20 protein-coding genes are annotated in these 26954 nt (G+C 63.4%); 12 read left to right on the top strand and 8 right to left on the bottom strand.

Annotation, left to right across the window (positions count from 1 at the left end; all coding sequences use genetic code 11):
- Nucleotides 1-21: 21 nt before the first annotated feature.
- The 4 genes from ligA to CAG22_RS07490 form a co-directional block, all read right to left on the bottom strand.
- Complete coding sequence (gene ligA / locus CAG22_RS07505; RefSeq protein WP_085705101.1) at nucleotides 22-2352, bottom strand: NAD-dependent DNA ligase LigA; 2331 nt, start codon at nucleotides 2350-2352, stop codon at nucleotides 22-24.
- Between the two features lie 239 nt (nucleotides 2353-2591).
- Entirely contained in the window at nucleotides 2592-3482 is an 891-nt protein-coding gene (zipA, locus tag CAG22_RS07500) for a cell division protein ZipA (RefSeq protein WP_025340022.1), read from the bottom strand.
- Nucleotides 3483-3687: 205 nt separating this feature from the next.
- Nucleotides 3688-7176: a chromosome segregation protein SMC gene (smc, locus tag CAG22_RS07495; protein WP_085705099.1), complete on the bottom strand. Its 3489-nt coding sequence runs from the start codon at nucleotides 7174-7176 to the stop codon at nucleotides 3688-3690.
- A gap of 3 nt (nucleotides 7177-7179) precedes the next feature.
- Complete coding sequence (locus tag CAG22_RS07490) at nucleotides 7180-7839, bottom strand: GntR family transcriptional regulator (protein WP_015271155.1); 660 nt, start codon at nucleotides 7837-7839, stop codon at nucleotides 7180-7182.
- Between the two features lie 268 nt (nucleotides 7840-8107).
- Here CAG22_RS07490 and xdhA point away from each other — a divergent pair, with 268 nt between their 5' ends.
- The 4 genes from xdhA to guaD all read left to right on the top strand — a co-directional run bounded on the left by xdhA (nucleotide 8108) and on the right by guaD (nucleotide 14263).
- Nucleotides 8108-9562: a xanthine dehydrogenase small subunit gene (gene xdhA, locus CAG22_RS07485; RefSeq protein ID WP_025340024.1), complete on the top strand. Its 1455-nt coding sequence runs from the start codon at nucleotides 8108-8110 to the stop codon at nucleotides 9560-9562.
- Nucleotides 9555-11954, top strand: a complete 2400-nt coding sequence (gene xdhB / locus CAG22_RS07480) for a xanthine dehydrogenase molybdopterin binding subunit (RefSeq protein ID WP_085705097.1) — start codon at nucleotides 9555-9557, stop codon at nucleotides 11952-11954. Before xdhA ends, xdhB begins: the two co-directional genes overlap by 8 nt.
- Before the next feature lie 148 nt (nucleotides 11955-12102).
- Nucleotides 12103-12948: a xanthine dehydrogenase accessory protein XdhC gene (gene xdhC, locus CAG22_RS07475; RefSeq protein ID WP_025340026.1), complete on the top strand. Its 846-nt coding sequence runs from the start codon at nucleotides 12103-12105 to the stop codon at nucleotides 12946-12948.
- Nucleotides 12949-12958: 10 nt separating this feature from the next.
- Nucleotides 12959-14263, top strand: a complete 1305-nt coding sequence (guaD, locus tag CAG22_RS07470) for a guanine deaminase (RefSeq protein WP_075045889.1) — start codon at nucleotides 12959-12961, stop codon at nucleotides 14261-14263.
- On the opposite strand, the gene aqpZ is transcribed toward guaD, so the two are convergent.
- Complete coding sequence (aqpZ, locus tag CAG22_RS07465; RefSeq protein ID WP_025340028.1) at nucleotides 14260-14958, bottom strand: aquaporin Z; 699 nt, start codon at nucleotides 14956-14958, stop codon at nucleotides 14260-14262. The genes guaD and aqpZ overlap by 4 nt on opposite strands.
- Before the next feature lie 217 nt (nucleotides 14959-15175).
- The gene (locus tag CAG22_RS07460) at nucleotides 15176-15931 is read right to left on the bottom strand and encodes a GntR family transcriptional regulator (protein ID WP_003259493.1); all 756 of its coding nucleotides are present in this window, start codon (nucleotides 15929-15931) and stop codon (nucleotides 15176-15178) included.
- A gap of 282 nt (nucleotides 15932-16213) precedes the next feature.
- Here CAG22_RS07460 and CAG22_RS07455 point away from each other — a divergent pair, with 282 nt between their 5' ends.
- Nucleotides 16214-17563, top strand: coding sequence for an NCS2 family permease (locus CAG22_RS07455; RefSeq protein WP_013973528.1), 1350 nt, complete (start codon nucleotides 16214-16216; stop codon nucleotides 17561-17563).
- A 244-nt stretch (nucleotides 17564-17807) separates the two neighbouring features.
- Here the strand turns inward: CAG22_RS07455 and uraH are convergent, their stop codons facing one another.
- The gene (uraH, locus tag CAG22_RS07445) at nucleotides 17808-18161 is read right to left on the bottom strand and encodes a hydroxyisourate hydrolase (protein ID WP_003259496.1); all 354 of its coding nucleotides are present in this window, start codon (nucleotides 18159-18161) and stop codon (nucleotides 17808-17810) included.
- 399 nt (nucleotides 18162-18560) lie between these two features.
- Between uraH and puuE the strand changes: the two genes are divergently transcribed.
- From puuE to CAG22_RS07410, 7 genes are all read left to right on the top strand, one after another.
- Nucleotides 18561-19487, top strand: a complete 927-nt coding sequence (gene puuE, locus CAG22_RS07440) for an allantoinase PuuE (protein ID WP_025340029.1) — start codon at nucleotides 18561-18563, stop codon at nucleotides 19485-19487.
- Nucleotides 19487-20002 carry a 2-oxo-4-hydroxy-4-carboxy-5-ureidoimidazoline decarboxylase gene (gene uraD, locus CAG22_RS07435; RefSeq protein ID WP_025340030.1) on the top strand — a complete coding sequence of 172 codons (516 nt, stop codon included), beginning with the start codon at nucleotides 19487-19489 and terminating at the stop codon, nucleotides 20000-20002. The genes puuE and uraD overlap by 1 nt, the downstream gene beginning before the upstream one ends.
- A gap of 56 nt (nucleotides 20003-20058) precedes the next feature.
- Nucleotides 20059-20562 carry an ureidoglycolate lyase gene (locus CAG22_RS07430; RefSeq protein WP_003259500.1) on the top strand — a complete coding sequence of 168 codons (504 nt, stop codon included), beginning with the start codon at nucleotides 20059-20061 and terminating at the stop codon, nucleotides 20560-20562.
- 59 nt (nucleotides 20563-20621) lie between these two features.
- Nucleotides 20622-21950, top strand: coding sequence for a urate hydroxylase PuuD (locus CAG22_RS07425; RefSeq protein ID WP_085691625.1), 1329 nt, complete (start codon nucleotides 20622-20624; stop codon nucleotides 21948-21950).
- A gap of 209 nt (nucleotides 21951-22159) precedes the next feature.
- Complete coding sequence (locus CAG22_RS07420) at nucleotides 22160-23515, top strand: nucleobase:cation symporter-2 family protein (protein WP_085593158.1); 1356 nt, start codon at nucleotides 22160-22162, stop codon at nucleotides 23513-23515.
- 135 nt (nucleotides 23516-23650) lie between these two features.
- On the top strand, nucleotides 23651-24436 hold the full coding sequence (locus CAG22_RS07415; RefSeq protein ID WP_075045891.1) for an outer membrane protein OmpK: 786 nt from the start codon (nucleotides 23651-23653) through the stop codon (nucleotides 24434-24436).
- A 352-nt stretch (nucleotides 24437-24788) separates the two neighbouring features.
- Nucleotides 24789-25571 carry an outer membrane protein OmpK gene (locus CAG22_RS07410; protein WP_085705093.1) on the top strand — a complete coding sequence of 261 codons (783 nt, stop codon included), beginning with the start codon at nucleotides 24789-24791 and terminating at the stop codon, nucleotides 25569-25571.
- Between the two features lie 457 nt (nucleotides 25572-26028).
- Here the strand turns inward: CAG22_RS07410 and CAG22_RS07405 are convergent, their stop codons facing one another.
- Nucleotides 26029-26943 carry a DUF808 domain-containing protein gene (locus CAG22_RS07405; protein ID WP_085705091.1) on the bottom strand — a complete coding sequence of 305 codons (915 nt, stop codon included), beginning with the start codon at nucleotides 26941-26943 and terminating at the stop codon, nucleotides 26029-26031.
- Nucleotides 26944-26954: the final 11 nt, after the last annotated feature.

Raw genomic sequence — 26954 nt, 5'->3', positions numbered from 1 at the left:
CACAGGGGATTGCGCAGGGCGTTAGACAGCGATGCCCTGCTCGGCCAGGAAGGTGACGAAGGCATCTTCATCAAGTACCTTCACCCCCAACTCACTGGCCTTGGCCAGCTTGGACCCCGCCCCCGGCCCTGCCACCACGCAGTGGGTCTTGCCGGAAACCGAACCCGCCACCTTGGCCCCCAGGCTTTCCAGCTTTTCCTTGGCGACATCACGGCTCATGCGCTCCAGGGTGCCGGTCAGCACCCAGGTCTGGCCGGCCAGCGGCAGGCCTTCGGCGACTTTCTTCTCGCTGCTCCAGTGCATGCCGAACGCCAGCAACTGTGCCTCGATGTCCCGAGCCAGTTTCTGGTTGGCTTCATCCTTGAAGAACTCGCGCACGGCTTCGGCCTGTTTGGCCGCCAGGGCCTGGCGCAGGTCGATGCCGTCGGCGGCGATGATCTTGTCCAGGCTGTCGAGCCTGGCCACCAGCTTCTCGGCACCGGTCGGGCCAACCGAGGCGATGTCGAGTTTGGCGATCATGCCGGCCAGGGTGGTGCTGGCGGCGAATTCGGCAGCCAGCTCGCCTTCGTCCTGCAGTTGCATGCCGCTGTCGAGCAACTGCTTGATGACCTTGCGGTTGTGCTCGTCCTCGAAGAAGTTGTGGATCTCGTACGCCACCTCCAGGCCGATGTCCGGCAGGTAGGTGAGCACTTGCGGCAGCGCTTGCTGCACGCGCGCCAGGCTGCCCAGCGACCGGGCCAGCACCTTGGCGGTCTCCTCGCCTACGTCCGGGATGCCCAGGGCGTAGATGAAGCGCGCCAGGCCCGGGCGCTTGCTGGCTTCGATGGCATCCAGCAGCTTCTTGCTGGACACTTCGGCAAAACCTTCCAGGCCGACGATCTGGTCGAATTCCAGCTTGTACAGGTCGGCCGGCGAGCCGATCAGGCCTTCGTCCACCAGCTGCTCGACGCTCTTCTCGCCCAGGCCGTCGATGTCCATGGCGCGGCGTGACACGTAGTGGATGATCGCCTGCTTGAGCTGGGCGCCACAGGCCAGGCGACCGACGCAGCGGTACACCGCACCCTCGCTGGTGGTTTCCTTGCCCTTGCTACGCTTGACCAGCTGGGTACGCTCGACCTGCGAGCCGCATACCGGGCATTCGCTAGGCACCTGCACCGGGCGCGCATCTTCCGGGCGGCGCTCCAGCACTACCTGCATCACCTGCGGAATCACGTCACCGGCGCGGCGGATGATCACCGTGTCGCCAATGCGCAGGCCCAGGCGGGCGATTTCGTCCATGTTGTGCAGGGTGGCGTTGGACACGGTCACACCGGCGACCTTGACCGGTTTCAGGCGTGCCACGGGCGTTACCGCGCCGGTGCGGCCGACCTGGAACTCGACATCCAGCACCTCGGTCAGCTCTTCCATGGCCGGGAACTTGTGGGCAATCGCCCAGCGGGGCTCACGGGCACGGAAGCCCAGTTCGCGCTGGGCGGCCAGGCTGTTGACCTTGAACACCACGCCGTCGATTTCGTAGGGCAGGCTGTTGCGTCGCTCGCCGATGTCGCGGTAGTAGGCCAGGCATTCTTCAATGCCAGCGGCATGCTTGAGTTCGCGGCTGATCGGCAGGCCCCAGGCCTTGAGCTGCTCGAGGATGCCGATGTGGCTGTCGCCGATGCTCGCGGACACCTGGCCGACGCCATAGCAGCAGAATTCCAGCGGGCGGCTGGCGGTGATTTTCGAGTCCAGCTGACGCAGGCTGCCGGCGGCGGCGTTGCGCGGGTTGGCGAAGGTCTTGCCACCGGCTTCGGCCTGGGCGGCGTTGAGCCGGTCGAAACCGGCCTTGCTCATATACACCTCGCCGCGCACCTCCAGTACCGCCGGCCACCCCTCGCCTTGCAGCTTGAGCGGGATGTTGCGCACGGTACGCACGTTGGCACTGATGTCTTCGCCAGTGGTGCCGTCGCCACGGGTGGCGCCCTGTACCAACTGGCCGTCGCGGTACAACAAGCTCACGGCCAGGCCGTCGAGCTTGGGCTCGCAGCTGTAGTCGACCGCACCGGGCTGGTCGAGGCCGTCTACCACGCGGCGGCCGAACTCACGCAGGTCGGCTTCTTCGAAGGCGTTGCCCAGGCTGAGCATGGGCACTTCGTGGCGTACCTGGCTGAACGCGGCCAGGGCTTCGCCACCCACGCGCTGGGTGGGCGAGTCGGGGGTTACTAGGTGCGGGTGTTCGGCTTCAAGCGCCTTGAGCTCGTTGAACAGGCGGTCGTATTCGGCATCGGGCACGCTTGGCTCATCGAGCACGTAGTAGCGGTAGTTGTGCTGGTCGAGCTCGGCACGCAGTTCGTGGATACGGGTTTCGGCGGTCATGGGATTTGTCTTCTCTTGCAAAGCAAAAGAGCAGCCTGGGGGTGGGTGCCGGGGGCTTGAGGTATTTATTGCCTGTTCCGCCCTCTTCGCGGGCTTGCCCGCTCCCACAAGGACACCACGAGCCTCAAGGGCAGTGATGTACCTGTGGGAGCGGGCAAGCCCGCGAAGAGGCCAGCACAGGCAATTGCAATACCTGAACCGACCAGCACGCCCTCAGGCTGCTCTTTCGTCTGGATCTGTCAGCGCTTCTGGGTCAGCGCACGGCGCTCGAACTCGACGATGCGCTGGCGGTAGTGCTCGATGGTCTGGGCGGTCAGCACGCTGCGCTGGTCGTCCTTGAGCTCACCGTTCAGTTCGTGCGCCAGCTTGCGCGCCGCAGCCACCATCACGTCGAAGGCCTGCTTCGGATGACGTGGGCCCGGCAGGCCGAGGAAGAAGCTCACCGCGCGGGTGCTGAAGTGATCGATGTCGTCCAGGTCGAACACGCCGGGCTTGACGGCGTTGGCCATGGAGAACAGCACCTCGCCGTGACCGGCCATGCTCTCGTGACGGTGGAAGATGTCCATTTCGCCGAAGCGCAGGCCGCTTTCCAGAATGTTCTGCAGCAGCGCCGGGCCCTTGAAGCCACCCTCGTCGCGGGAGATGACGCTGATCACCAGCACTTCCTCGGCCGGCGGCAGCTCCTTGACGCTGTTGCTGGCAGGCGCCGCACCGTTGCTGCGGGTGTTTTCCGCGGCAAAGTCGTCATCGCTGTCGGCAAACAGGTCGGGCTCGCGTGGCTCGGCGCTGAGGTTCAGGTCACCCTGCTGTGCATCCGCAGCAGCGGTGGCGCGCTTGCCGCGCTTGGCAGCCTTGGCCGGCTTGGGCTCGCGCTCGCGATCACGCGCAGAAGCACTGAGCGACGGCAGGTCGCTTTCGTCCAGCTCAGGCTCCTTGTGGGTATCCAGCACCCGCGAAGGGCCAAGCACTTCGGCATTGCCCTCTTCGTCCGGCAGGTTGGAATAACTGCGATCCAGACGGAATTTCAACTTGCCTTTCCCGCCGCGCATGCGGCGCCAGCCGTCGAAAAGAATCCCGGCAATGACAATGATGCCGATGACGATCAGCCACTCGCGCAGACCGATTTCCATGTAATCCCGTGCCTCTATAAAAATATGCTTGAAAACAAAGGGTTCAAAGCCCTTTAACACGTGGCGCCAACTCTATGTTCTGACAGGCGTTTTACCCACGCAAAAAACGAGTGACATTAAGCTAGCACGACCAAAGACAACTTTACACCGTCTGTCGCACATGGCGGGGGCATTTCGCTACGGAATATGCCCTTATCGTCGAGCATCAGGCATCGACCATGGCCATGGCCTCCTCCACATCGACGGCAACCAGACGTGAACAGCCCGGTTCATGCATGGTCACCCCCATCAATTGATCCGCCATCTCCATGGCAATCTTGTTATGGGTGATGTAGATGAACTGCACGCTTTCACTCATTTCCTTGACCAGACGGGCGTAACGCCCGACGTTGGCATCGTCCAGCGGCGCGTCGACTTCGTCGAGCATGCAGAACGGTGCGGGGTTCAACTTGAAGATGGCAAACACCAGCGCCAATGCGGTCAGTGCCTTCTCGCCGCCGGACAGCAGATGGATGGTGCTGTTCTTCTTGCCCGGTGGCCGCGCCATGATCGTTACCCCTGTATCGAGTAGATCTTCGCCCGTCAGTTCCAGATAAGCGCTGCCACCACCGAAAACTTTTGGGAAAAGTGCCTGTAATCCGGCATTTATCTGATCAAAGGTATCCTTGAAGCGGTTGCGGGTTTCCTTGTCGATCTTGCGAATGACGTTTTCCAGGGTCTCCAGGGCTTCGACCAGGTCGGCGTCCTGGGCGTCCAGGTAGCGCTTGCGCTCGGACTGCTGCTCGTACTCTTCGATGGCCGCCAGGTTGATCGCCCCCAGGCGCTGGATACGCGCATCGAGCTGCTCCAACTCCTGTTCGGTGCCCTGCTCGCTGGCCTCGGCCTCCAGGGTGGCGAGCACACCTTGCAGGTCGTAGCCATCGGCCAGCAACTGCTCCTGCAAGGTCTTGCGCCGCACATCCAGGCCCTGGCACTCCAGGCGCAGCTGTTCCAGCTGGCCACGCAGCAACTGGGCCTGCTGCTCGGCCTGGGTACGGCGCTTTTCGGCGTCGCGCAGTTCGCGGTCGGCTTCGTCCATGTGCAGGCGAGCCTGGCGCATTTCCTCGTCGACGCTCATGCGCCGCTCCAGCAGCTCTTCCAGCTTCAGGCGCAGTTCTTCCTGCGGGGCCTCGCCCTCCTCCAGGTTCAGGCTCAGTTGCTCCTGGCGCTCGGTCAGGCGCGCGGCCTGCTGCTCAAGACGCTCCAGGGCCTGGCGGGTGGAATCATGCTGCGCGCGCAGCGAGCCCAGGCGTACAGCCAGTTGGTGGGCGTGATCCTTGTGCTGGCGGGCCTCCTGGCGCACGCGATCGAGGCTTTCGCGCAGGGTGTCGCGGCGGGCCATCAACTGCTCGCGCTGCTCGGTGTTCTGTGCCATCAGCTCCAGGGCCTCCTGCAGCAGCAGGCGGGCTTCGCCCAGCTGCTCATGCTCCAGGGCGCGCTGTTCTTCCAGTTCGGTCAGCTCTTCCTGCAGGCGCCGGCGGCGCAGCTCGACCTGCTCGGCACGTGCGCGGCCAGCCGACAGGTTGGCCTTCAGCTCGCCATGCAGGCGGTTTTCTTCCTGGGTGCGACGGCGCAGTTGTTCACGCTGTTCTTCAAGGTCCAGCTGCTGCTCGCGCAGGGCCTGCAGTTGCTGCTCCAACTGCTCCAGCGCCGCTTCCTGCTCCAGTTGTTCCTGACCCAGGCGCTCGATCTCCTGGCCGCGTGCCAGCACGCCGCCTTCAGCTTCGCCGCCACGGCGCACCCGCAGGAAGTGTTGGCCAACCCAGTAACCATCGCGGCTGACCAGGCTCTGGCCTTCGCCGAGCGACGCGCGCTGCGCCAGCGCCTGGGCAAGGTCTTCCACGGGTTTGACCTGGCCCAGCCAGGGCGCCAGGTCGACACGGCCTTCGACCTTTTCCAGCAGGCTGCCGGGCAGCGACGAACCGGTACCGCTCGCCAGCAGCAAGCGCAACTCGCCCTGCTCCAGGCCGGAAAAATCGAGGTTACTGAAGTCGTCCACCAGCACAGCCTGCAGGTCGGCGCCGAGCACGGTTTCTACCGCAAGCTCCCAGCCCGGCTCAACCCGCAACCCTTCAGCCAGCCGCGGCTGTTGCTCCAGGCCTTGGCCCTGCAGCCAGTGCGCAGCACCTGCACCCGGCTCCAGGGCAGCCTGCTGCAGGGCTTCGAGCGAGGCCAGGCGGCCGCCCAGGCGTTGCAAGTCGCCCTGCGCCTGCTGTTGGGCCTGGGTGGCCTGCTGCAGTTGCTCACGCGCGCCTTCCAGGCGCTCGACCACCTGCTCTTCCGACAATTGCAACTCTTCCAGCAGCATTTCGCTGCTGGCCAGCTGCTCGGCCAGTTCGAGCATGGCCGCATCCTGCGGGTCGCTGCCCAGCAGCTCACGCTCCTCGCCCAGCTTGCGCTGGCGCTCGGCCTGGCGTTCCAGGCTGGCCTCCAGCTGTTGCAGGCGCGCCTGCTGCACTTCGGCCTGGCGGCGCGGCTCGGCGGAACGACTGTTGAAGCTGTCCCACTGTTCCTGCCAGCCGTGCATGCCCAGCTCGGCCTCTTCAAGGGCGGCAGTGGCTTCTTCGGCAGCGGCCAGGGTCATTTCCTGCTCGGGTTCGAGCATGGCCAGCTCTTCGCCCAAGGTAGCCAGCAGGGTACGGTCGTGGCCCAGGTGCGACTCGGTTTCCAGGCGCGTGCGCTCGGCTTCCTTGAAGTCATCCTGCAACTGGCGCAGGCGCTGCTGGCCGTGCTGGATGCTCTGCTCGACCCGGGCGATGTCACCGGCCACCGAGTAGAAACGGCCCTGCACCTGGTTGAAGCGTTCGGACAATTCGTGATGGCCATCGCGCAGGCGCTCGATGCTGGCATCGGCATTGCGCTGCTCGGCCACCAACGCCTCATGGGACACATCCTGGTCGCCGATCACCGCCTCGCGCTGGCGCACCCGTTCGTCCAGGTCACGCCAGCGCAAGGCCGACAGGCGCGCCTTCAGCTGGCGCTCCTGGGCCTTGTATTCGCGGTACTTCTCGGCCGCCTGGGCCTGACGGTGCAGGCGCTCCAGCTGGCGCTCCAGCTCTTCGCGCAGGTCGGTCAGGCGCGCCAGGTTTTCCTGGGTGCGGCGGATGCGGCTCTCGGTTTCACGGCGGCGTTCCTTGTACTTGGAAATGCCGGCGGCTTCCTCGATGAAGTTGCGCAGCTCCTCGGGCTTGGCCTCGATCAGCTTGGAGATCATGCCCTGTTCGATGATCGAGTAGCTGCGCGGCCCCAGCCCGGTACCGAGGAAGATGTCGGTGATATCGCGCCGGCGGCACTTGGTGCCGTTGAGGTAGTAGCTGTTCTGCCCGTCGCGGGTGACCTTTCGGCGGATCGAGATCTCGGCGTAGGCGGCATATTCGCCGACCAGGGTGGTTTCGCTGTTGTCGAACACCAGCTCGATGCTGGCCTGGCTGACCGGCTTGCGGCCACTGGAGCCGTTGAAGATGACATCGGTCATCGACTCGCCGCGCAGGTTCTTTGCCGAACTCTCGCCCATCACCCAGCGCACGGCATCGATGATGTTGGACTTGCCACAGCCGTTGGGGCCGACCACGGCCGCCATGTTGCTGGGGAAGTTGACCGTGGTCGGGTCGACGAACGACTTGAACCCGGCCAGGCGAATGCACTTCAGGCGCATCGGTCAGCCTCGGGCCAACGCCGCCAGCACCAGTTCGCAGCTGCGCTGGCCATAGGCGGTGAGCACCTCGCGAATGCGCGGCAGGTCACGGGCGATCACGGCGTCGAGCAGGCGGGCGAACAGGTCCAGGTAATCGATCATGTTGGCCTGGCGCTGGTCCAGCGACAGGTAGTAGGCACGGCTCATCGCCGGCTGCAGGTTTTCCACGGTTTCCTGCAGGAACGGGTTGTCGGCGAACGGATAGGCCGCCCGCATGACCGCGAAGCTGTCGGCGACGAAGGCCTTGATGTCCAGCTGGTCATGGGCCCGCTGCAGGCGCTGCTGGATCTCCAGGAACGGGCGCAGGTCGGCATCGGTGCGCCATTTTTGCGCAACCGCGTTACCCAGCAGGATGTAGAACTCACCCATCAGTGCGCACAGGCTGCGCACACTGCGCTCGTCGAGCTCGGTCACATGGGCACCCCGGCGCGGCAGGATCGCCACCAGGTGGCGGCGTTCGAGGATCAGCAGCGCCTCGCGCACCGAGCCGCGGCTGACGTTGAGAGCCTGGGTGACCTTCTGCTCCTGGATACGCTCGCCTGGCGCCAGCTCGCCGCGGATGATGCGTTCGGCCAGGTAATCGGCAATCTGCTCGGAGAGGCTGTCCGGGGCCTTGAACGTCATGGTTTTCCTTCAAAATCATTGAACTGGGCACAAGGAGCGGATTGTAGCGTACTTGGCCGGTAATCGCGCAGAGGGGCCTGGCGGTTTATTTGACCTGCAAGGCAACCCGGTGCCCGGCGCGATCTATGCTTGGGATATGGGCAATGTGTGCGGCCGGGCTTGGACATGAGCAATTTCTTGACCTTTGAGTCAGAAAAATATTGACCAGCTGGACAGCTCTTGCTTAGAGTCCGCCCAACAACAATAAAACCATTGCGAGGCCATCCCCGTGATCCAGTTTCTCGTCAACCAGGAGCTGCGTAGTGAGCATGCCCTGGACCCGAACATGACGGTGCTGCAGTACCTGCGCGAGCACCTGGGCAAACCTGGCACCAAGGAGGGCTGCGCCAGTGGTGACTGCGGCGCCTGCACCGTGGTGGTCGGCGAACTGACCCAGGACGACCAGGGCAACGACAGCCTGCGCTACCGCAGCCTCAACTCGTGCCTGACCTTCGTTTCGTCGCTGCACGGCAAGCAACTGATCAGCGTCGAAGGCCTCAAGCACCAGGGCCAGCTGCACAGCGTGCAACAGGCCATGGCCGATTGCCATGGCTCGCAGTGCGGCTTCTGCACCCCCGGTTTCGTGATGTCGCTGTTCGCCCTGCAGAAGAACAGCAGCGGCCCCGACCTGCACCAGGCCCAGGAAGCCCTGGCCGGCAACCTGTGCCGCTGCACCGGCTACCGGCCGATCCTCGACGCCGCCGAGCAGAGCTGCCGCCAACCCTGCCGCGACCAGTTCGATGCCCAGCAGGCACAGACCATCAGCCGCCTCAAGGCCATTGCGCCAACCCAGACCGGCGAGTTGAACAGCGGTGACAAGCGCTGCCTGGTGCCACTGACCGTGGCCGACCTGGCCGACCTGTACAGCTCGCACCCCGAAGCGCGGCTGCTGGCCGGCGGTACCGACCTGGCCCTGGAAGTCACCCAGTTCCACAAGACCTTGCCGGTGATGATCTACGTCGGCCATGTGGCCGAGCTCAAGCGCATCGAGAAAACCGCCAGCCACCTGGAAATCGGCGCCGCCACCCCGCTCACCGACTGCTACGGCGCACTGAACGAGGAATACCCGGACTTCGGCGCCCTGCTGCACCGCTTCGCCTCGCTGCAGATCCGCAACCAGGGCACCCTGGGCGGCAATATCGGCAACGCTTCGCCAATCGGCGACTCGCCACCCCTGCTGATTGCCCTGGATGCGCAGATCGTCCTGCGCCAGGGCGAGCGCCAGCGGGTGATGCCACTGGAAGACTACTTCATCGACTACCGCATCACTGCCCGCCAGGACAGCGAGTTCATCGAGAAGATCATCGTGCCGCGCGCCACCAGCGATTGGGCGTTCCGCGCCTATAAAGTGTCCAAACGCCTGGACGATGACATTTCCGCCGTGTGCGGCGCCTTCAACCTGAGCATCGAAGACGGTGTGGTCAGTGGTGTGCGCATCGCCTTCGGCGGCATGGCGGCAATCCCCAAACGGGCCCGTGCCTGCGAAGCGGCGCTGCGCGGCAAGCCGTGGAACCAGGCCGCCATCGAGCGTGCCTGCCAGGCCCTGGCGGAAGACTTCACCCCGCTCAGCGACTTCCGCGCCAGCAAGGAATACCGCCTGCTGACCGCGCAGAACCTGCTGCGCAAGTACTTCATCGAACAGCAAACGCCGTACATCGAAACCCGGGTGACCGCTTATGTCTAACCATCACGTAGCCAAGAGCCAGGCCGAGATGGCCGAACTGTTCAGCCAGGACCTGACCACCGGGGTCGGCCGCAGCGTCAAGCACGACAGCGCCGACAAGCATGTGTCCGGCGAAGCGGTGTACATCGACGACCGCCTGGAGTTCCCCAACCAGCTGCACGTCTATGCACGCACCGCCGACCGCGCCCACGCGCGCATCCTGCGCATCGACACCACGCCGTGCTATGCCTTCGAGGGCGTGCGCATCGCCATCACCCACGAAGACATCCCCGGCCTCAAGGACATCGGCCCGGTGGTGGCCGGCGACCCGCTGCTGGCCATCGACAAGGTCGAGTTCTTCGGCCAGCCGGTACTCGCCGTGGCCGCCCGCGACCTCGATACCGCGCGCCGTGCGGCCATGGCCGCCATCGTCGAGTATGAAGACCTGGAGCCGGTGCTGGATGTAGTCGAAGCATTGCGCAAGAAGCACTTCGTGCTCGACAGCCACACCCACCAGCGTGGCGATTCCGCTGCTGCCCTGGCCAGTGCCCCGCACCGCATCCAGGGCACCCTGCACATCGGTGGCCAGGAGCACTTCTACCTGGAAACGCAGGTTTCCTCGGTGATGCCCACCGAAGACGGCGGCATGATTGTCTACTGCTCCACGCAAAACCCCACCGAAGTGCAAAAGCTGGTCGCCGAAGTACTCGACGTGCCAATGAACAAGGTGGTGCTGGACATGCGCCGCATGGGTGGCGGTTTTGGCGGCAAGGAAACCCAGGCCGCCAGCCCGGCGTGCCTGTGCGCCGTGGTCGCGCGCCTGACCGGCCAGCCGACCAAGATGCGCCTGCCACGGGTCGAAGACATGACCATGACCGGCAAGCGCCACCCGTTCTACGTCGAGTACGACGTGGGCTTCGACGACGACGGGCGCCTGCACGGCATCAACTTCGACCTGGCCGGCAACTGCGGCTACTCGCCTGACCTGTCCGGTTCGATCGTCGACCGCGCCATGTTCCACTCCGACAACGCCTACTACCTGGGCGATGCCACCGTGCACGGCCACCGCTGCAAGACCAACACCGCCTCCAACACCGCCTACCGCGGCTTCGGCGGCCCGCAGGGGATGGTCGCCATCGAGCAGGTGATGGACCACATCGCACGCCACCTGGGCCGCGACCCGCTGGCGGTGCGCAAGGCCAACTACTACGGCAAGACCGAGCGCAACGTCACCCACTACTACCAGACCGTCGAGCACAACATGCTCGAAGAGATGACCGCCGAACTGGAAGCCAGCAGTGACTATGCCGAGCGCCGCGAGTCGATCCGCCGCTTCAACGCCAACAGCCCGATCCTGAAGAAGGGCCTGGCGCTGACCCCGGTCAAGTTCGGTATCTCGTTCACCGCCACCTTCCTCAACCAGGCCGGTGCGCTGATCCATATCTACACCGACGGCAGCATCCACCTGAACCACGGTGGCACCGAGATGGGCCAGGGCCTGAACACCAAGGTGGCACAGGTGGTGGCACAGATCTTCCAGGTCGATTTCAGCCGCATCCAGATCACCGCCACCAACACCGACAAGGTGCCCAACACCTCGCCGACCGCGGCCTCCAGTGGTGCCGACCTGAACGGCAAGGCGGCGCAGAACGCTGCCGAAATCCTCAAGAAGCGCCTGACCGAGTTCGCCGCGCGGCACTACCAGGTGACCGAGGAAGACGTCGAGTTCCGCAACGGCCATGTGCGCGTGCGCGACCAGATCGTCAGCTTCGAGCAGCTGGTGCAGCAGGCCTACTTCGCCCAGGTGTCGCTGTCCAGCACCGGCTTCTACCGTACGCCGAAGATCTACTACGACCGCAGCCAGGCACGTGGCCGGCCGTTCTACTACTTCGCCTTCGGCGCCGCCTGCGTGGAAGTGGTGGTCGACACCCTGACCGGCGAATACAAGATGCTGCGCGCCGACATCCTGCACGATGTGGGTGATTCGCTGAACCCGGCCATCGACATCGGCCAGGTGGAAGGCGGCTTCATCCAGGGCATGGGCTGGCTGACCACCGAAGAACTGGTGTGGAACGCCAAGGGCAAGCTGATGACCAACGGCCCGGCCAGCTACAAGATCCCGGCAGTGGCCGACATGCCGCTGGATCTGCGGGTAAAGCTGGTGGAGAACCGCAAGAACCCGGAAGACACCGTGTTCCACTCCAAGGCCGTGGGCGAGCCGCCGTTCATGCTCGGCATCGCTGCCTGGTGCGCGATCAAGGACGCCGTGGCCAGCATCGCCGACTACCGCGTGCAGCCACAGGTGGATGCGCCGGCGACACCGGAGCGGGTGTTGTGGGGTTGCGAGCAGATGCGCAAGGCAGTGGCAGCAGCGCAACCTGCCGAGCCGGAGCTGGAAACCGTCACTCACTGAGGTTGGGTGGGCGCCTGTTCGGGCCCTATCGCCGGCAAGCCGGCTCCCACAGGTACTGCACCGCTGGCAAGCCCTGTGTTGTACCTGTGGGAGCCCTGCTTGCCGGCGATAGGGCCAGTACAGGCCACCTGAAATGAGGATCTGCATCATGCACCAATGGATCAACGCCCTCGCCGACCACCAGTCCCGTGGCGAAGCCTGCGTGCTGGTTACCATCATCGAGGAACGCGGCTCGACCCCGCGCAATGCCGGCTCGAAAATGGTCGTCAGCGCCAGCGGCCTGTTCGACACCATCGGCGGCGGCCACCTGGAATACAAGGCCCTGCACATCGCCCGGCAGATGCTCGAAGAGCACCGCACTACCCCGCACCTGGAGCGTTTCAGCCTCGGTGCCAGCCTTGGCCAGTGCTGCGGCGGCGTCACTGTGCTGCTGTTCGAACCCATGGCCGCGGTGCAGGCGCAGATTGCGGTGTTCGGCGCGGGCCATGTCGGCCGGGCTCTGGTACCCTTGCTCGCCGCGCTGCCCTGCCGGGTGCGCTGGATCGATTCGCGCGAGCAGGAGTTCCCTGCCCTGATCCCCGACGGGGTGACCAAGGTGGTCAGCGAGGAGCCGGTCGACGAAGTGGCAGACCTGCCGCCAGGCTGCTACTGCATCGTCATGACCCACAACCACCAGCTCGACCTGGAACTGACCGCCGCCATTCTCAAGCGCAACGACTTCACCTGGTTCGGCCTGATCGGCTCGAAGACCAAACGGGTCAAGTTCGAGCACCGCCTGCGCGAGCGCGGCTACGACGATGCCGTAATGGCGCGCATGCGCTGCCCGATGGGCCTGGCCGAGGTCAAGGGCAAGCTGCCCATCGAGATCGCCGTTTCCATCGCCGGTGAAATCATCGCCACCTACAACGCCTGCTTCGGCCAGCACGACGCTGCCGCCAATGCCGGCCCCATTGCCCAGTTGCTGCCGCCTTCCCGGCGCAGCCAAGCCATTTGACGAGTGTGTTATGACCGTTACCCGCAAAGCCTACCGTGCCGCCATCCTGCACAGCATCGCCGACCCGGCCGAGGTGGGCCTGGAGGCTTCCCATGAATACTTCGAGGACGGCCTGCTGGTAGTCGACGACGGCCGCATCCGCGCCGTAGGCCACGCCGCCGAACTGTTGCCGACCCTGGACGCCGATATCCCGGTCGAGCACTACCAGGACGCGCTGATCACCCCGGGTTTCATCGACACCCACATCCACTTCCCGCAGACCGGCATGATCGGTTCCTACGGCGAACAGCTGCTGGACTGGCTGAACACCTATACCTTCCCCTGCGAAAAGCAGTTCGCCGACAAGGGCCACGCCGACCAGGTGGCGAAGATCTTCCTCAAGGAACTGCTGCGCAACGGCACCACCACCGCCCTGGTGTTCGGCAGCGTGCACCCGGAATCGGTCAATGCCCTGTTCGAGGAAGCCGAGCGCCTGGACCTGCGCCTGATCGCCGGCAAGGTGATGATGGACCGCAACGCCCCGGATTACCTGACCGACACCGCCGAGTCCGGCTATGCCGAAAGCAAGGCACTGATCGAGCGCTGGCACGGCAAGGGCCGCCTGCACTATGCAGTCACCCCGCGCTTCGCCCCGACCAGTACGCCTGAGCAGCTGACGCTGGCAGGCCAACTGCTCAAGGAGCACCCGGGCGTGTACATGCACACGCACCTGTCGGAAAACCTCAAGGAAATCGATTGGGTCAAGTCGCTGTTCCCCGAGCAGAAGGGTTACCTGGACGTATACGACCACTTCGAGCTGCTGGGCGAACGCTCGGTATTCGCCCATGGCGTGCACCTGTGCGATGACGAATGCCAGCGCCTGGCCGAAACCGGCTCGGCCGTGGCCTTCTGCCCCACCTCCAACCTGTTCCTCGGCAGCGGCCTGTTCAACCTGCCCCAGGCCGAGCGCTTCAAGGTCAATGTGGGCCTGGGCACCGACGTTGGCGCCGGCACCAGCTTCTCGCTGCTCAACACCCTGAACGAGGCGTACAAGGTGATGCAGTTGCAGGGCGCGCGCCTGCACCCGTACAAGTCGCTGTACCTGGCCACCCTCGGCGGCGCCCGCGCGCTGCGCCTGGACGACCGCATCGGCAGCCTGCGCCCGGGCAACGATGCCGACTTCGTGGTACTGGACTACAAGGCCACGCCACTGCTGGACTACCGCATCCAGCAGTCCAACAGCATCGAGGAAACCCTGTTCGTGCTCACCACCCTCGGCGACGACCGCACCGTGCGCGAAACCTACGCCGCAGGGCGTTGCGTGCACCAGCGCTAAGGTTCTTTTGCCAGGCCCCGGTACAGTGCGCCGCCGATCGCAGCACCAATCAGCGGCGCTACCCAGAACAGCCACAGCTGTTGCAGGGCCCAGCCACCGACGAACAAGGCCGGCCCCGTGCTACGCGCGGGGTTGACCGAGGTATTGGTCACCGGGATCGAGATCAGGTGGATCAGGGTCAGGGCCAGGCCGATGGCGATCGGTGCAAAGCCCGCCGGCGCCCGGGCATCGGTGGCGCCCATGATCACCACCAGGAACATCGCCGTCATCACCACTTCACTGACAAAGCCCGCCCCGAGCGTGTAGCCGCCGGGCGAGTGGTCGGCGTAGCCGTTCGAAGCCAATCCCGCAGACAGCTCGAAACCTGCCTTGCCGCTGGCAATGAGGTAGATCACACCTGCCGCCAGGATGGCGCCGATCACCTGGGCGATCACGTAGGGCAACAGCTCTTTGGCCGGGAAGCGCCCGCCCACCACCAGCCCGAACGACACGGCGGGGTTGAGGTGGCAGCCGGAGATATGGCCGATGGCGAAGGCCATGGTCAGCACGGTGAGGCCGAAGGCGAAGGCGACGCCGAGTACACCGATGCCGATGGGGGAACTGGCGGCGAGTACCGCACTGCCACAGCCGCCAAGCACCAGCCAGAAGGTGCCGAGAAGCTCGGCGCCCATGCGTTTACCGAGGGACATGCTCATGAGTCCATTCCTCAAGAAGTTGAACGCAACGAATGCGCAAGCCCAACTGCTTGATGAAGGTTTGCTCACAAGAATTTAGCAGACCTTTGATCAATGACCAGAAATGGCTGGGGCCGCTTCGCGCCCCATCGCCGGCAAGCCAGCTCCCACAGGTGTGGGAGCTGGCTTGCCGGCGATGGGCTGCAAAGCAGCCCCCTTCAGTCAACCAGGCAAACGATCAACCCTTGACCGATACCTTGGGCTTTTTCAGCAAGTGCGAGAACACCGCATGCAGATCGTCCGAGGCACTCTCCTCGTCCAGGTTCAGCTTGCTGTCGATGTGGTCCATGTGGTGCATCATCAGGCTCACCGCCTGCTCGGCATCGCGCGCCTCGATGGCATCGATCAGCTGCATGTGTTCGTCATACGAGCAATGCGAGCGGTTGCCGCTTTCGTACTGGGCAATGATCAGCGAGGTCTGCGACACCAGGCTGCGCTGGAAGCTGACCAACGGCGCATTACCTGCGGCCTCGGCCAGCTTGAGGTGAAATTCGCCGGAAAGACGAATGCCGGCACCGCGGTCACCACGGGAGAAGCTGTCGCGCTCCTCACGCACCATCTGCCGCAGCTCGTTGAGCTGCTCGAGGGTAGCGTGCTGCACGGCCAGTTCGGTGATGGCCCGTTCGACCATGCGCCGGGAGAAGAACACCTGGCGGGCCTCTTCCACCGTGGGGCTGGCCACCACCGCGCCGCGGTTCGGCCGCAACAGCACCACGCTTTCGTGGGCCAGGCGCGACAAGGCGCGGCGGATGATGGTGCGGCTGACGCCGAAGATCTCGCCCAGCGCTTCCTCGCTCAACTTGGTGCCCGGTGCCAGACGCTGCTCGAGGATCGCCTCGAAAATATGCGCGTAGACGATGTCGTCCTGGGTACCACTGCGGCCAGCCTTGCCGGTACGCGCAGGTTTCTTCAGAGGTTGCAGCTGTTCGTTCATGGGCTCTCGAGGCACGAAGGAAAGTATGGCGCCATTGTACACAGGCTGAGCCGTTTCTGCAGGTGGCCTTTTACCTATATAGCCGTTGTACGACGCATTGCGCACACAAAACATAAAACATTATTTGCATTCTTTGTACACAAAAGCATAATCCACCGAGCAACTTCTTGACCCGCAAGTCAACAAACCGGTCAGACGTCTGCCTTCCCTCGCGGAGCCGCCAAGTGCATTGCTCAGGCCCCTGGCTCCATAACAACAAGAAAGACTTGAGGAGTACTCGCTGTGGAAAGCCGCAAATCCGAAGCCCCTACGCTGGATCTTGCCCCACCGCTCGAAACGAGCTGGCTGGAGCGGATTTTCAAACTCAAGCAACACGGCAGCACCGTCAGAACCGAAATGATCGCCGGGGTGACCACCTTCATCACCATGGCCTACATCATCTTCGTCAACCCCAACATCATGGCCGACGCCGGCATCGACCACGGTGCCGCCTTCGTCGCCACCTGCATCGCCGCCGCGCTGGGCTGCCTGCTGATGGGCCTGTACGCCAACTGGCCGGTAGGCCTGGCGCCGGGCATGGGGCTTAACGCCTTCTTCACCTACACCGTGGTCGGCACCATGGGCTACAACTGGGAAACGGCACTGGGCGCAGTCTTCGTCTCGGGTGTGCTGTTCATGTTCCTGACCTTGTCGAAAGTGCGCGAATGGTTGCTCAACAGCATCCCGGTCAGCCTGCGCCATGCCATGGGGGCCGGCGTCGGATTGTTTCTCGGGCTGATCGGCCTGAAGACGGCAGGCATCATCGTCGACAGCCCGGCCACGCTGATCAAGCTGGGCTCGCTGCATGAACCGGGGCCGCTGCTGGCTGCGGTGTGCTTCCTGCTGATCGCCATCCTCAGCTACAAGCGGGTGTTCGGTGCGATCCTGATCAGCATCATCGGTGTCACCCTGGCCGGCTGGGGCCTGGGCCTGGTGAAATTCGGCGGGGTGATGTCGATGCCGCCAAGCCTGGCACCGACCTGGATGGCCATGGATGTGGCTGGCGTGTTCAACGTCAGCATGATCAGCGTGGTGCTGGCGTTCCTGTTCGTGCACATGTTCGACACCGCCGGCACCCTGATGGGCGTGGCACAGCGGGCCAACCTGGTGGCACCGGACGGGCGTATCGAGAACCTGTCGAAGGCGCTGAAGGCTGACAGTGCTTCAAGTGTGTTCGGCGCCGTGGTCGGCGTGCCGCCGGTGACCAGTTATGTGGAAAGTGCTGCCGGTGTAGCCGCAGGTGGTCGTACCGGCCTGACTGCCGTGGTGGTCGGCCTGCTGTTCATCGCGGCGATGTTCTTCGCCCCGCTGGCCGGGATGATTCCGGCCTATGCCACCGCCGGTGCGCTGATCTACGTGGCGATGCTGATGATGGGCAGCATGGCGCATATCCACTGGGACGAGGCCACCGACAGCATTCCGGCGATCGTCACGGTGATCATGATGCCGCTGACTTTCTCGGTCGCCGACGGTATTGCCCTGGGCTTCATCAGCTATGTGGCGCTGAAGGCAGGTACCGGCAAGTACAAGGAAATCTCCGCCAGCCTGTGGGTGCTGTGCGCGATCTTCATTGCCAAGTTCGTGTTCCTCTGAACCCTGCTGCACCAACCAAGGGCGCCTCGGCGCCCTTTCTTTATTGCTACAGCCTGTACCGGCCTCTTCGCGGGCTTGCCCGCTCCCACAGGATCACCACAGCCTTAAAACCCGGCGCCGTACCTGTGGGAGCGGGCAAGCCCGCGAAGAGGCCGGTGCAGGCGATACAAAAACAGCAGACGAAAAAAAGCCCGCCAGTGTGAGAGCGGGCCAAAGGACCTACGAAGATTCTTCTAGCGACCAACTAGCTTCCACGATAGGTCGAATAGCTGTACGGCGAGATCAGCAGCGGCACGTGGTAGTGCTCCTGCTGCTCGTCGATGCCAAAGCGCAGCACGACAACATCCAGGAACGCCTGGGCCGGCAGCTGTACACCGCGAGCGCGGTAGTAGTCGCCAGCGCTGAACTGCAGCTGGTAGACGCCGGTACGGTAATCGTCACCCTGCAGCAGCGGCGCGTCGACACGGCCATCGCTGTTGGTCAGGGCGGTGTTCACCAGCTCCAGCTGCTGGCCTTCGACACGGTACAGCTCGACCTTGATCGAGCTGCCCGGGCAGCCATGCGCGGCATCCAGTACGTGTGTGGTCAAACGTCCCATTGCTTGTCGCCTCTTGTTCAATCTGTGGGCAAAAAATACACGGCCATCATCACGCCAAAGGGCCTGAGATGTGCGGGAATGACGCCATTAAGACATTCCATCGCCAAATTGTACACAATTTTTTGAGCCCTTCTGTCGTACCTGCCGTTTCTTGCCCATAAACGACCCATCGGTCGCAAATACAGGCGCCGTAAAGACGCAAACGTCATTAGCTGACCAATCAGGCAGGTTTCTTGCACTGTTTTTCCAGGTCGCTGCGAGGCGACAAAAGGGAAGAAATGCGGAAAAACAGGCTTACAAAAGATTTCAGAAGTTGTATACAATCAGCCCATCCGGTGGTGCGACATACCGACGCGGCCCGCCCACCCCCCGCACTAACGCACAAGAAGGAAGACTGCAGTGAGCGCTGACTACCCTCGCGACCTGATCGGTTACGGCAACAACCCTCCTCACCCGCAATGGCCGGGCAACGCTCGCATCGCGCTGTCTTTCGTCCTCAACTACGAGGAAGGTGGCGAACGCAACATCCTGCACGGTGACAAGGAGTCCGAAGCATTCCTCTCGGAAATGGTCGCCGCCCAGCCACTGCAGGGCGTGCGCAACATGAGCATGGAATCGCTGTACGAATATGGCAGCCGCGCCGGTGTGTGGCGCCTGCTGAAGCTGTTCAAGGACAGCGGCGTGCCACTGACCATCTTCGCCGTGGCCATGGCCGCCCAGCGCCACCCCGACGTGATCCGCGCCATGGCCGAGGCCGGCCATGAAATCTGCAGCCACGGCTACCGCTGGATCGACTACCAGTACATGGACGAGGCCCAGGAGCGCGAGCACATGCTCGAAGCCATCCGCATCCTCACCGAAATCACCGGCGAGCGCCCGCTGGGCTGGTACACCGGCCGCACCGGCCCGAACACCCGTCGCCTGGTGATGGAGGAAGGTGGCTTCCTGTACGACAGCGACACCTATGACGACGACCTACCCTACTGGGAGCCGAACAACTCTACCGGCAAGCCGCACCTGGTGATCCCCTACACCCTCGACACCAACGACATGCGCTTCACCCAGGTACAGGGCTTCAACTGCGGCGAGCAGTTCTTCCAGTACCTGAAGGACGCCTTCGATGTGCTGTACGCCGAAGGCGCCGAAGCACCGAAAATGCTGTCCATCGGCCTGCACTGCCGCCTGGTCGGCCGTCCGGCACGCCTGGCCGCACTGAAGCGCTTCGTCGACTACGCAAAAAGCCATGACCAGGTCTGGTTCGCCCGTCGCGTGGACATCGCCCGCCACTGGCACGCCACCCACCCGTACAAGAAAGAGAACGCCTGATGACCGCCTTCAACACCCTCAAGCCATCCGCCCTGGGCCGTGACGCCTTCGTCAAGGCATTCGCCGACATCTACGAGCACTCGCCGTGGGTAGCCGAAAAAGCCTATGACCTGGGCCAACTGGGCGAGCTGGACGAGATCGAGGCGCTGCACCAGCGCATGAGCGACATCCTGCTCAGCGCCAACCACGCCGACCAGCTGGCGCTGATCAACGCTCACCCGGACCTGGCCGGCAAGGCCGCCATCCAGGGCGAGCTGACCGAATCGAGCACCAACGAGCAGGCCGGCGCCGGTATTCACCAGTGCACCGCCGAAGAGTTCGCCCGTTTCACCGAGCTGAACGACGCCTACAAGGCCAAGTTCCAGTTCCCGTTCATCATGGCGGTTAAAGGCAGCAACCGGCACCAGATCCTCGCCTCCTTCGAAAAACGCATCCACAACGATGCCGATGCCGAATTCAAGGAAGCCCTGGCGCAGATCAACCTGATCGCCCTGTTCCGCCTGCTGCAGCTGTAAAGCCGCCGCAACGCTTGAGCCTTATCCAGAACAACGAACATAGAAGAGATATCCGCATGCGCACCCTGATGATCGAGCCCCTGACCAAAGAAGCCTTCGCCCCTTTCGGAGACGTGATCGAAACCGACGGCAGCGACCACTTCATGATCAACAACGGCTCGACCATGCGCTTTCACAAGCTCGCCACGGTCGAAACCGCCGAGCCTGAAGACAAGGCGATCATCAGCATCTTCCGCGCCGACGCGCTGGACATGCCGCTGACCGTGCGCATGCTGGAACGCCATCCGCTGGGCAGCCAGGCTTTCATCCCGCTGCTCGGCAACCCCTTTCTGATCGTGGTCGCGCCAGTTGGCGATGCACCTGTATCAGGTTTGGTCCGAGCCTTCCGCAGTAATGGCAGGCAGGGCGTCAATTACCATCGCGGCGTCTGGCACCACCCGGTGCTGACGATCGAAAAGCGGGATGACTTCCTGGTGGTTGATCGCAGTGGTTCCGGCAACAACTGCGACGAGCATTACTTCACCGAGGAACAGATGCTGGTCCTCAATCCCCACCAATAAGAAAAGGTCGGTCATTCAAGGGCATTGCCCGAGCGGGTGACCGGCAAGAGGTACATACTGTGGAAGCACACCTTCACGAATGGCTGAACCTGAGCATTCGCTGGGTTCACATGATCACCGGTGTCGCCTGGATCGGTGCATCGTTCTACTTCGTCTGGCTGGAGAACCACCTGAACCGAAGCAACCCGCGCGATGGGTTGTCGGGTGATCTCTGGGCAATTCACGGCGGTGGTATCTACCACCTGGAGAAATACAAGCTCGCCCCCCCGAAAATGCCCGAGAACCTGCACTGGTTCAAATGGGAAGCCTACTTCACCTGGATGTCCGGTATCGCCCTGCTGTGCGTGGTGTTCTACTGGAACCCGACCCTGTACCTGCTGGCCCCCGGCAGCACCCTTAGCGGTGCCGAAGGCGTGGCCATCGGTATCGGCTCGCTGATCGCCGGCTGGTTCATCTACGACTTCCTGTGCGACTCGCCCCTGGGCAAGAAGCCAGCGCTGCTCGGTGCTGTACTGTTCGTGCTGATCATCGCCGCGTGCTGGGGCTTCAGCCTGGTATTCAGCGGCCGTGGTGCGTACCTGCACACCGGCGCGATCATCGGCACCATCATGGTCGGCAACGTGTTCCGCATCATCATGCCGGCCCAGCGCCAGCTGGTGGCTGCGATCGAGAACAACCAGACCCCCGACCCGGTACTGCCGGCCAAGGGCCTGCTGCGCTCGCGCCACAACAACTACTTCACCCTGCCGGTGCTGTTCATCATGATCAGCAACCACTTCCCGAGCACCTACGGTAGCCAGTACAACTGGCTGATCCTGGCCGGTATCGCAGTAGCCGCGGTCCTGATCCGCCACTACTTCAACACCCGCCACGACAGCAACAAGTACGCCTGGACCCTGCCGGTCGGCGCCCTGGCGATGATCTGCCTGGCCTACGTCACCGGTCCGAAACCGATGGCCGTCAGCCCTGAGCAAGCCGCGGCGAAGGTCGAGTACCAGCCACTGCCTGCGACCGCTGTAGGTGGCAAGACCGCTGCCGAGCAACGCGCCGAGGACGCCGCCCAGGCTGCCGCAGCGCCTGCCACGCCGGCCGAAGCCCCTGCCCAGGCCACCGCCCAGGCTGGCGGCGAGAGCTTCGACAAGATCCACAATGTCATCCAGGAACGCTGCACCGTGTGCCACTCGTCCAAGCCGACCAGCCCACTGTTCAGCGCCGCCCCTGCCGGCGTGATGTTCGACACCCCGCAGCAGATCCAGGCCCAGGCCGCGCGCATCCAGGCGCAAGCGGTCGCCAGCCAGATCATGCCGCTGGGCAACATCACCCAGATGACCACCGAAGAGCGCAAGCTGGTCGGTGACTGGATCGCCAAAGGCGCCCCGGTCAACTGAAACACAATTGTCGGGATAACACCGCCCCCTGTGGGAGCGGGTTCACCCGCGAAGAGGCCGGCACTCCCGGCCTCTGTTTCAAGACATACGCAACAAGCAAGCATCGAGCGCTCAGCCTCAAGCGGGAACCTCAGGCTCTCTTAACCGGAAGCCTGCCGCCTGAGGCCGGCGCTTGGATCCGAGAATAAAAACAAAACTCGAGGTGCTGCATGTCCGAGTCACGCAAGGCGTACATCCCTGTTGCGCCGCCGCGCGAGCCCTTGCCCCTGTTCCAACTGATCCTGGTTGGCCTGCAACACGTTCTGCTGATGTACGGTGGCGCCATCGCCGTGCCATTGATCATCGGCCAGGCCGCCGGGTTGTCCCGTGAAGAAGTCGCTTTCCTGATCAACGCCGACCTGCTGGTCGCTGGCGTCGCTACCATCATCCAGTCCTTCGGTATCGGCCCGGTGGGCATCCGCATGCCGGTGATGATGGGTGCCAGTTTCGCTGCCGTCGGCAGCATGGTGGCCATGGCCGGCATGCCTGGCGTGGGCCTGCAGGGGATCTTCGGCGCGACCATCGCCGCCGGGTTCTTCGGCATGCTGATCGCGCCGTTCATGTCCAAGGTCGTACGCTTCTTCCCGCCACTGGTCACCGGCACGGTGATCACCTCGATTGGCCTGTCGCTGTTCCCGGTGGCAGTCAACTGGGCCGGTGGCGGCCACCAGGCAGATACCTTCGGCTCGCCGATCTACCTGCTGGTGGCCGGCCTGGTGCTGGCGGTAATCCTGCTGATCAACCGTTTCATGCGCGGTTTCTGGGTCAACGTGTCGGTGCTGGTGGGCATGGGCCTGGGCTACATCCTGGCCGGCTCCATCGGCATGGTCGACCTGTCGGGCCTGAACGACGCGCCGTGGCTGCAAGTGGTCACCCCACTGCACTTCGGCATGCCGACCTTCAGCCTGGCACCGATCCTGTCCATGTGCCTGGTGGTGGTGATCATCTTCGTCGAGTCCACCGGCATGTTCCTGGCCCTGGGCAAGGTGACCGATCGTGAAGTTACCCCAGGGATGCTGCGCCGCGGCCTGCTGTGCGATGCCGGCGCGTCGTTCATCGCCGGCTTCTTCAACACCTTCACCCACTCCTCGTTCGCCCAGAACATCGGCCTGGTGCAGATGACCGGGGTGCGCTGCCGCTATGTCACCATCGTGGCCGGTGCACTGCTGATCCTGCTCAGCCTGCTGCCCAAGGCGGCCTTCCTGATTGCCTCGATCCCGCCTGCGGTACTGGGCGGCGCGTCCATCGCCATGTTCGGCATGGTCACCGCCACCGGGATCAAGATTCTCCAGGAGGCGGACATCGGCGACCGTCGCAACCAGCTGCTGGTTGCGGTGAGCGTCGGCTTCGGGTTGATCCCCGTGGTGCGTCCGGAGTTCTTCGCCCAGATGCCCCAGTGGATGGAACCCATCACCCACAGTGGCATCGCCATGGCCACGGTCAGTGCCCTGGTGTTGAACGTGCTGTTCAACATCCTTGGTGGTGCCGACCGCGCGGTGCACAACGAAGCCTGTCACCAGCATTGAGTAAGGGGGGCGGCGCACTGCCGCCCCGCCTCGATTCGCCGTAAACGCTACACCGTCGGCCCGCCGGAATGGGCCGTCCGGGGCGCCTGCGCGCCAAAAAAACCCAACAAAAACAATAAGTCCGGGAACCACAACATGAAACGCATCACCTCGTCCCTCTTGCTGGGCAGCAGCCTGCTGGCCACCCTCCCCGCCCACGCTGGCGAATGGCTGCAGTGGCATGGCGAAAGCCTGACCTACCTGTACGGCAAGGATTTCAAGGTCAACCCACGCATCCAGCAGACGGTGACCTTCGAGCACGCCAACAAATGGAAGTACGGCGATACCTTCATGTTCGTCGACAAGGTCTTCTATAACGGCAAGCCCGACCCGGGCAAAGGCGTCACCTCCTACTACGGTGAGTTCAGCCCGCGCCTGTCGTTCGGCAAGATCTTCGACCAGAAGCTGGCGTTCGGCCCGATCAAGGATGTGCTGCTGGCCATGACCTACGAGCGTGGCGAGGGCGACAACGAGGCCTACCTGATCGGCCCCGGCTTCGACCTGGACATCCCCGGCTTCAACTACTTCACCCTCAACTTCTACCTGCGCAACACCGAAGGCAGCCGCCCCGGTGACAACGTCTGGCAGATCACCCCGGCCTTCTCGTACACCATTCCGGTGGGCAAATCCGACATTCTGATCGACGGTTACATGGACTGGGTGGTCGACAACGACCAGACCCGCCGTGGCACTTACCACGCCAACCTGCAGTTCAACCCACAGGTCAAGTACGACCTGGGCAAAGCCCTGAACCTGGGCGCCAAGCAGCTGTACGTGGGCATCGAGTACAGCTACTGGAAGGACAAGTACGGCATCGACAGCCAAGGCAATATCGACAGTAACCAGAGCGTCACCAGTGCCCTGATCAAGGTGCACTTCTAGAAAACTGACCAAACGCACAAGTTTGTACCACACTGCTCCAGGACGGAGCACTTGAGGCAAGGCGCGCAAGCCAGTAATCTGCGCGCCCCCTCGATCAGGGCAGAAGGGATTCTGCCTGCGTTTACTGACCGCTCAGTCAATGAATTCGGGCGGTTGGCCAACGTGTTGCCAGCCTGAAAGACCCTTTTCATCCGTTCAGAACGAAGTCGAGCAGGAAGGTTTTGCCAGCCCAGGAAAGTTGGCTCAACCCTTGCCAAACAGCTGTGGCCTATCGAAAAAAGCTGACTCAAAAGACAAAAAAGCGCCAACAACGAGCGCTGACAATTGATCAATCAAGGGAGCGACACTCGCAATGCGTACCATCAACAGCCTGATCCTCGCCGGCGGCCTGCTGGCCTGTGGCACCACCTTCGGCGGCGACCTGCTGCAATGGCAGAACAACAGCCTGACCTACCTGGGGGGCAAGAACTTCAAGGTCAACCCGTCGATCCAGCAAACCGTGACCTTCGAGCACGCTGATGGCTGGAAGTACGGCGATAACTTCATCTTTGTCGACAAGATCTTCTACCAGGGCCAGAAAGATGAGGGCAATGGCCCGAACACCTACTACGGCGAAATCAGCCCGCGCCTGTCGTTCGGCAAGATCTTCGACCAGAAGCTGGCGTTCGGCCCGGTCAAGGATGTGCTGCTGGCGATGACCTACGAGTTCGGCGAAGGTGATACCGAGTCGTACCTGATCGGCCCTGGTTTCGACCTGGACATCCCTGGCTTCGACTACTTCCAGCTGAACTTCTACAACCGCACCACCGACGGCAGCCGCGCCGGCGACAACGTGTGGCAGATCACCCCGGTGTGGTCGTATACCATTCCGGTCGGTTCGTCCGATGTGCTGATCGACGGTTTCATGGACTGGGTGGTGGACAACGACGAGAACCGCCGCGGCACCTACCAGGCCAACCTGCACTTCAACCCGCAGATCAAGTATGACCTGGGCAAGGCCTTGCACCTGGGCGAGAAGCAGCTGTATGTGGGTGTGGAGTACGACTACTGGAAGAACAAGTACGGCATCAAGGATTCCGATGCCTTCACCACCGACCAGAACACCATGAGCTTCCTGCTCAAGGTTCACTTCTGACTTGAAGCGTTGGGGCCGCGCTGCGGCCCATCGCCGGCAAGCCGGCTCCCACCTCGACCGCGCTGCCTTCAGGCCTGTGCAGTACCTGTGGTCCATCGCCGGCAAGCCGGCTCCCACCTCGACCGCGCTGCCTTCAGGCCTGTGCAGTACCTGTGGTCCATCGCCGGCAAGCTGGCCCCAACCTCGACCGCGCTGCCTTCAGGCCTGTGCAGTACCTTTGGTCCATCGCCGGCAAGCCGGCCCCAACCTCGACCGCGCTGCCTTCAGGCCTGTGCAGTACCTGTGGTCCATCGCCGGCAAGCCGGCCCCAACCTCGACCGCGCTGCCTCAGGCCTGTGCAGTACCTGTGGGAGCTGGCTTGCCGGCGATGAGGCCCTGACAGGCATACAAGACAGTTGCTCCTACACTGTGGGAGCGGGTTCACCCGCGAACCGGGGCAAAGCCCCGGCCATGCAACTCAGGTGGTCGGCCGAACCGCCCGCCACAGTTTCCCCGCAATGCCCACCACGGCCAGCACCACGGCACCGGCCACAACCCCGACACCGCCGTTCAGCAGCGCCACGGTCAACGCCCCGCCACGCCCTTCACTGAACGCCTCGATGGCATGATGCAGCGGCCCGATGCCATGCACCAGGATCCCGCCACCGACCAGGAACATGGCCGCCGTGCCGATTACCGACAGGCTCTTCATCATGTATGGCGCGGCACGCAGAATGCCGTTACCCACCGCCCTGGCCAGGCGTGATGCCTTGCGGGTCATCCACAGCCCCAGGTCATCGAGCTTGACGATACCGCCCACCAGCCCGTACACGCCGATGGTCATGACCACCGCGATACCCGACAGCACGACGATCTGCTGGGTCAACGGCGAGTCGGCAACGATGCCCAGGGTGATGGCGATGATTTCCGCCGAAAGGATGAAGTCGGTACGTACCGCGCCCTTGATCTTGGCTTTCTCGAACGCCACCAGGTCGACATTGGCATCGGCCACCGCCTCCTTGAGCGCTTCATGCTCGGCGTCAGTCTCGGCCTTGCTGTGCAGGAACTTGTGCGCCAGCTTCTCGAAACCCTCGAAGCACAGGTAGGCGCCGCCCAGCATCAGCAACGGCGTCACCGCCCAGGGGATGAACGCACTGATCAGCAGCGCCGCCGGCACCAGGATGGCCTTGTTCACCATCGAGCCCTTGGCCACAGCCCACACCACCGGGATCTCGCGCTCGGCACGCACCCCGGTGACCTGCTGGGCATTCAATGCCAGGTCATCGCCCAGCACGCCTGCGGTCTTTTTCGCCGCCACCTTGGTCATCACCGAGACGTCATCAAGCACCGTGGCGATGTCGTCGATCAGTACCAGTAGACTGCTTCCTGCCATGTTTGCCTGTA

This window comes from Pseudomonas sp. B8(2017), assembly GCF_002113575.1.
Taxonomy (GTDB): domain Bacteria; phylum Pseudomonadota; class Gammaproteobacteria; order Pseudomonadales; family Pseudomonadaceae; genus Aquipseudomonas; species Aquipseudomonas putida_Z.
The sequence above is the reverse complement of the archived record's forward strand: the minus strand, read 5'-3'. Positions and strand labels throughout refer to the sequence as shown.

Excerpts from the sequence above, each read along its gene's own strand:
- uraH (WP_003259496.1), bottom strand. The coding sequence starts at position 18,161 with ATGGGACGTTTGACCACACACGTACTGGATGCCGCGCATGGCTGCCCG.
- zipA (WP_025340022.1), bottom strand. The coding sequence starts at position 3,482 with ATGGAAATCGGTCTGCGCGAGTGGCTGATCGTCATCGGCATCATTGTC.
- aqpZ (WP_025340028.1), bottom strand. The coding sequence starts at position 14,958 with ATGAGCATGTCCCTCGGTAAACGCATGGGCGCCGAGCTTCTCGGCACC.
- CAG22_RS07460 (WP_003259493.1), bottom strand. The coding sequence starts at position 15,931 with ATGAACGAACAGCTGCAACCTCTGAAGAAACCTGCGCGTACCGGCAAG.
- xdhC (WP_025340026.1), top strand. The coding sequence starts at position 12,103 with ATGCACCAATGGATCAACGCCCTCGCCGACCACCAGTCCCGTGGCGAA.
- xdhB (WP_085705097.1), top strand. The coding sequence starts at position 9,555 with ATGTCTAACCATCACGTAGCCAAGAGCCAGGCCGAGATGGCCGAACTG.
- guaD (WP_075045889.1), top strand. The coding sequence starts at position 12,959 with ATGACCGTTACCCGCAAAGCCTACCGTGCCGCCATCCTGCACAGCATC.
- CAG22_RS07430 (WP_003259500.1), top strand. The coding sequence starts at position 20,059 with ATGCGCACCCTGATGATCGAGCCCCTGACCAAAGAAGCCTTCGCCCCT.
- CAG22_RS07405 (WP_085705091.1), bottom strand. The coding sequence starts at position 26,943 with ATGGCAGGAAGCAGTCTACTGGTACTGATCGACGACATCGCCACGGTG.
- CAG22_RS07415 (WP_075045891.1), top strand. The coding sequence starts at position 23,651 with ATGAAACGCATCACCTCGTCCCTCTTGCTGGGCAGCAGCCTGCTGGCC.
- ligA (WP_085705101.1), bottom strand. The coding sequence starts at position 2,352 with ATGACCGCCGAAACCCGTATCCACGAACTGCGTGCCGAGCTCGACCAG.
- CAG22_RS07490 (WP_015271155.1), bottom strand. The coding sequence starts at position 7,839 with ATGACGTTCAAGGCCCCGGACAGCCTCTCCGAGCAGATTGCCGATTAC.
- CAG22_RS07410 (WP_085705093.1), top strand. The coding sequence starts at position 24,789 with ATGCGTACCATCAACAGCCTGATCCTCGCCGGCGGCCTGCTGGCCTGT.
- CAG22_RS07420 (WP_085593158.1), top strand. The coding sequence starts at position 22,160 with ATGTCCGAGTCACGCAAGGCGTACATCCCTGTTGCGCCGCCGCGCGAG.
- uraD (WP_025340030.1), top strand. The coding sequence starts at position 19,487 with ATGACCGCCTTCAACACCCTCAAGCCATCCGCCCTGGGCCGTGACGCC.
- smc (WP_085705099.1), bottom strand. The coding sequence starts at position 7,176 with ATGCGCCTGAAGTGCATTCGCCTGGCCGGGTTCAAGTCGTTCGTCGAC.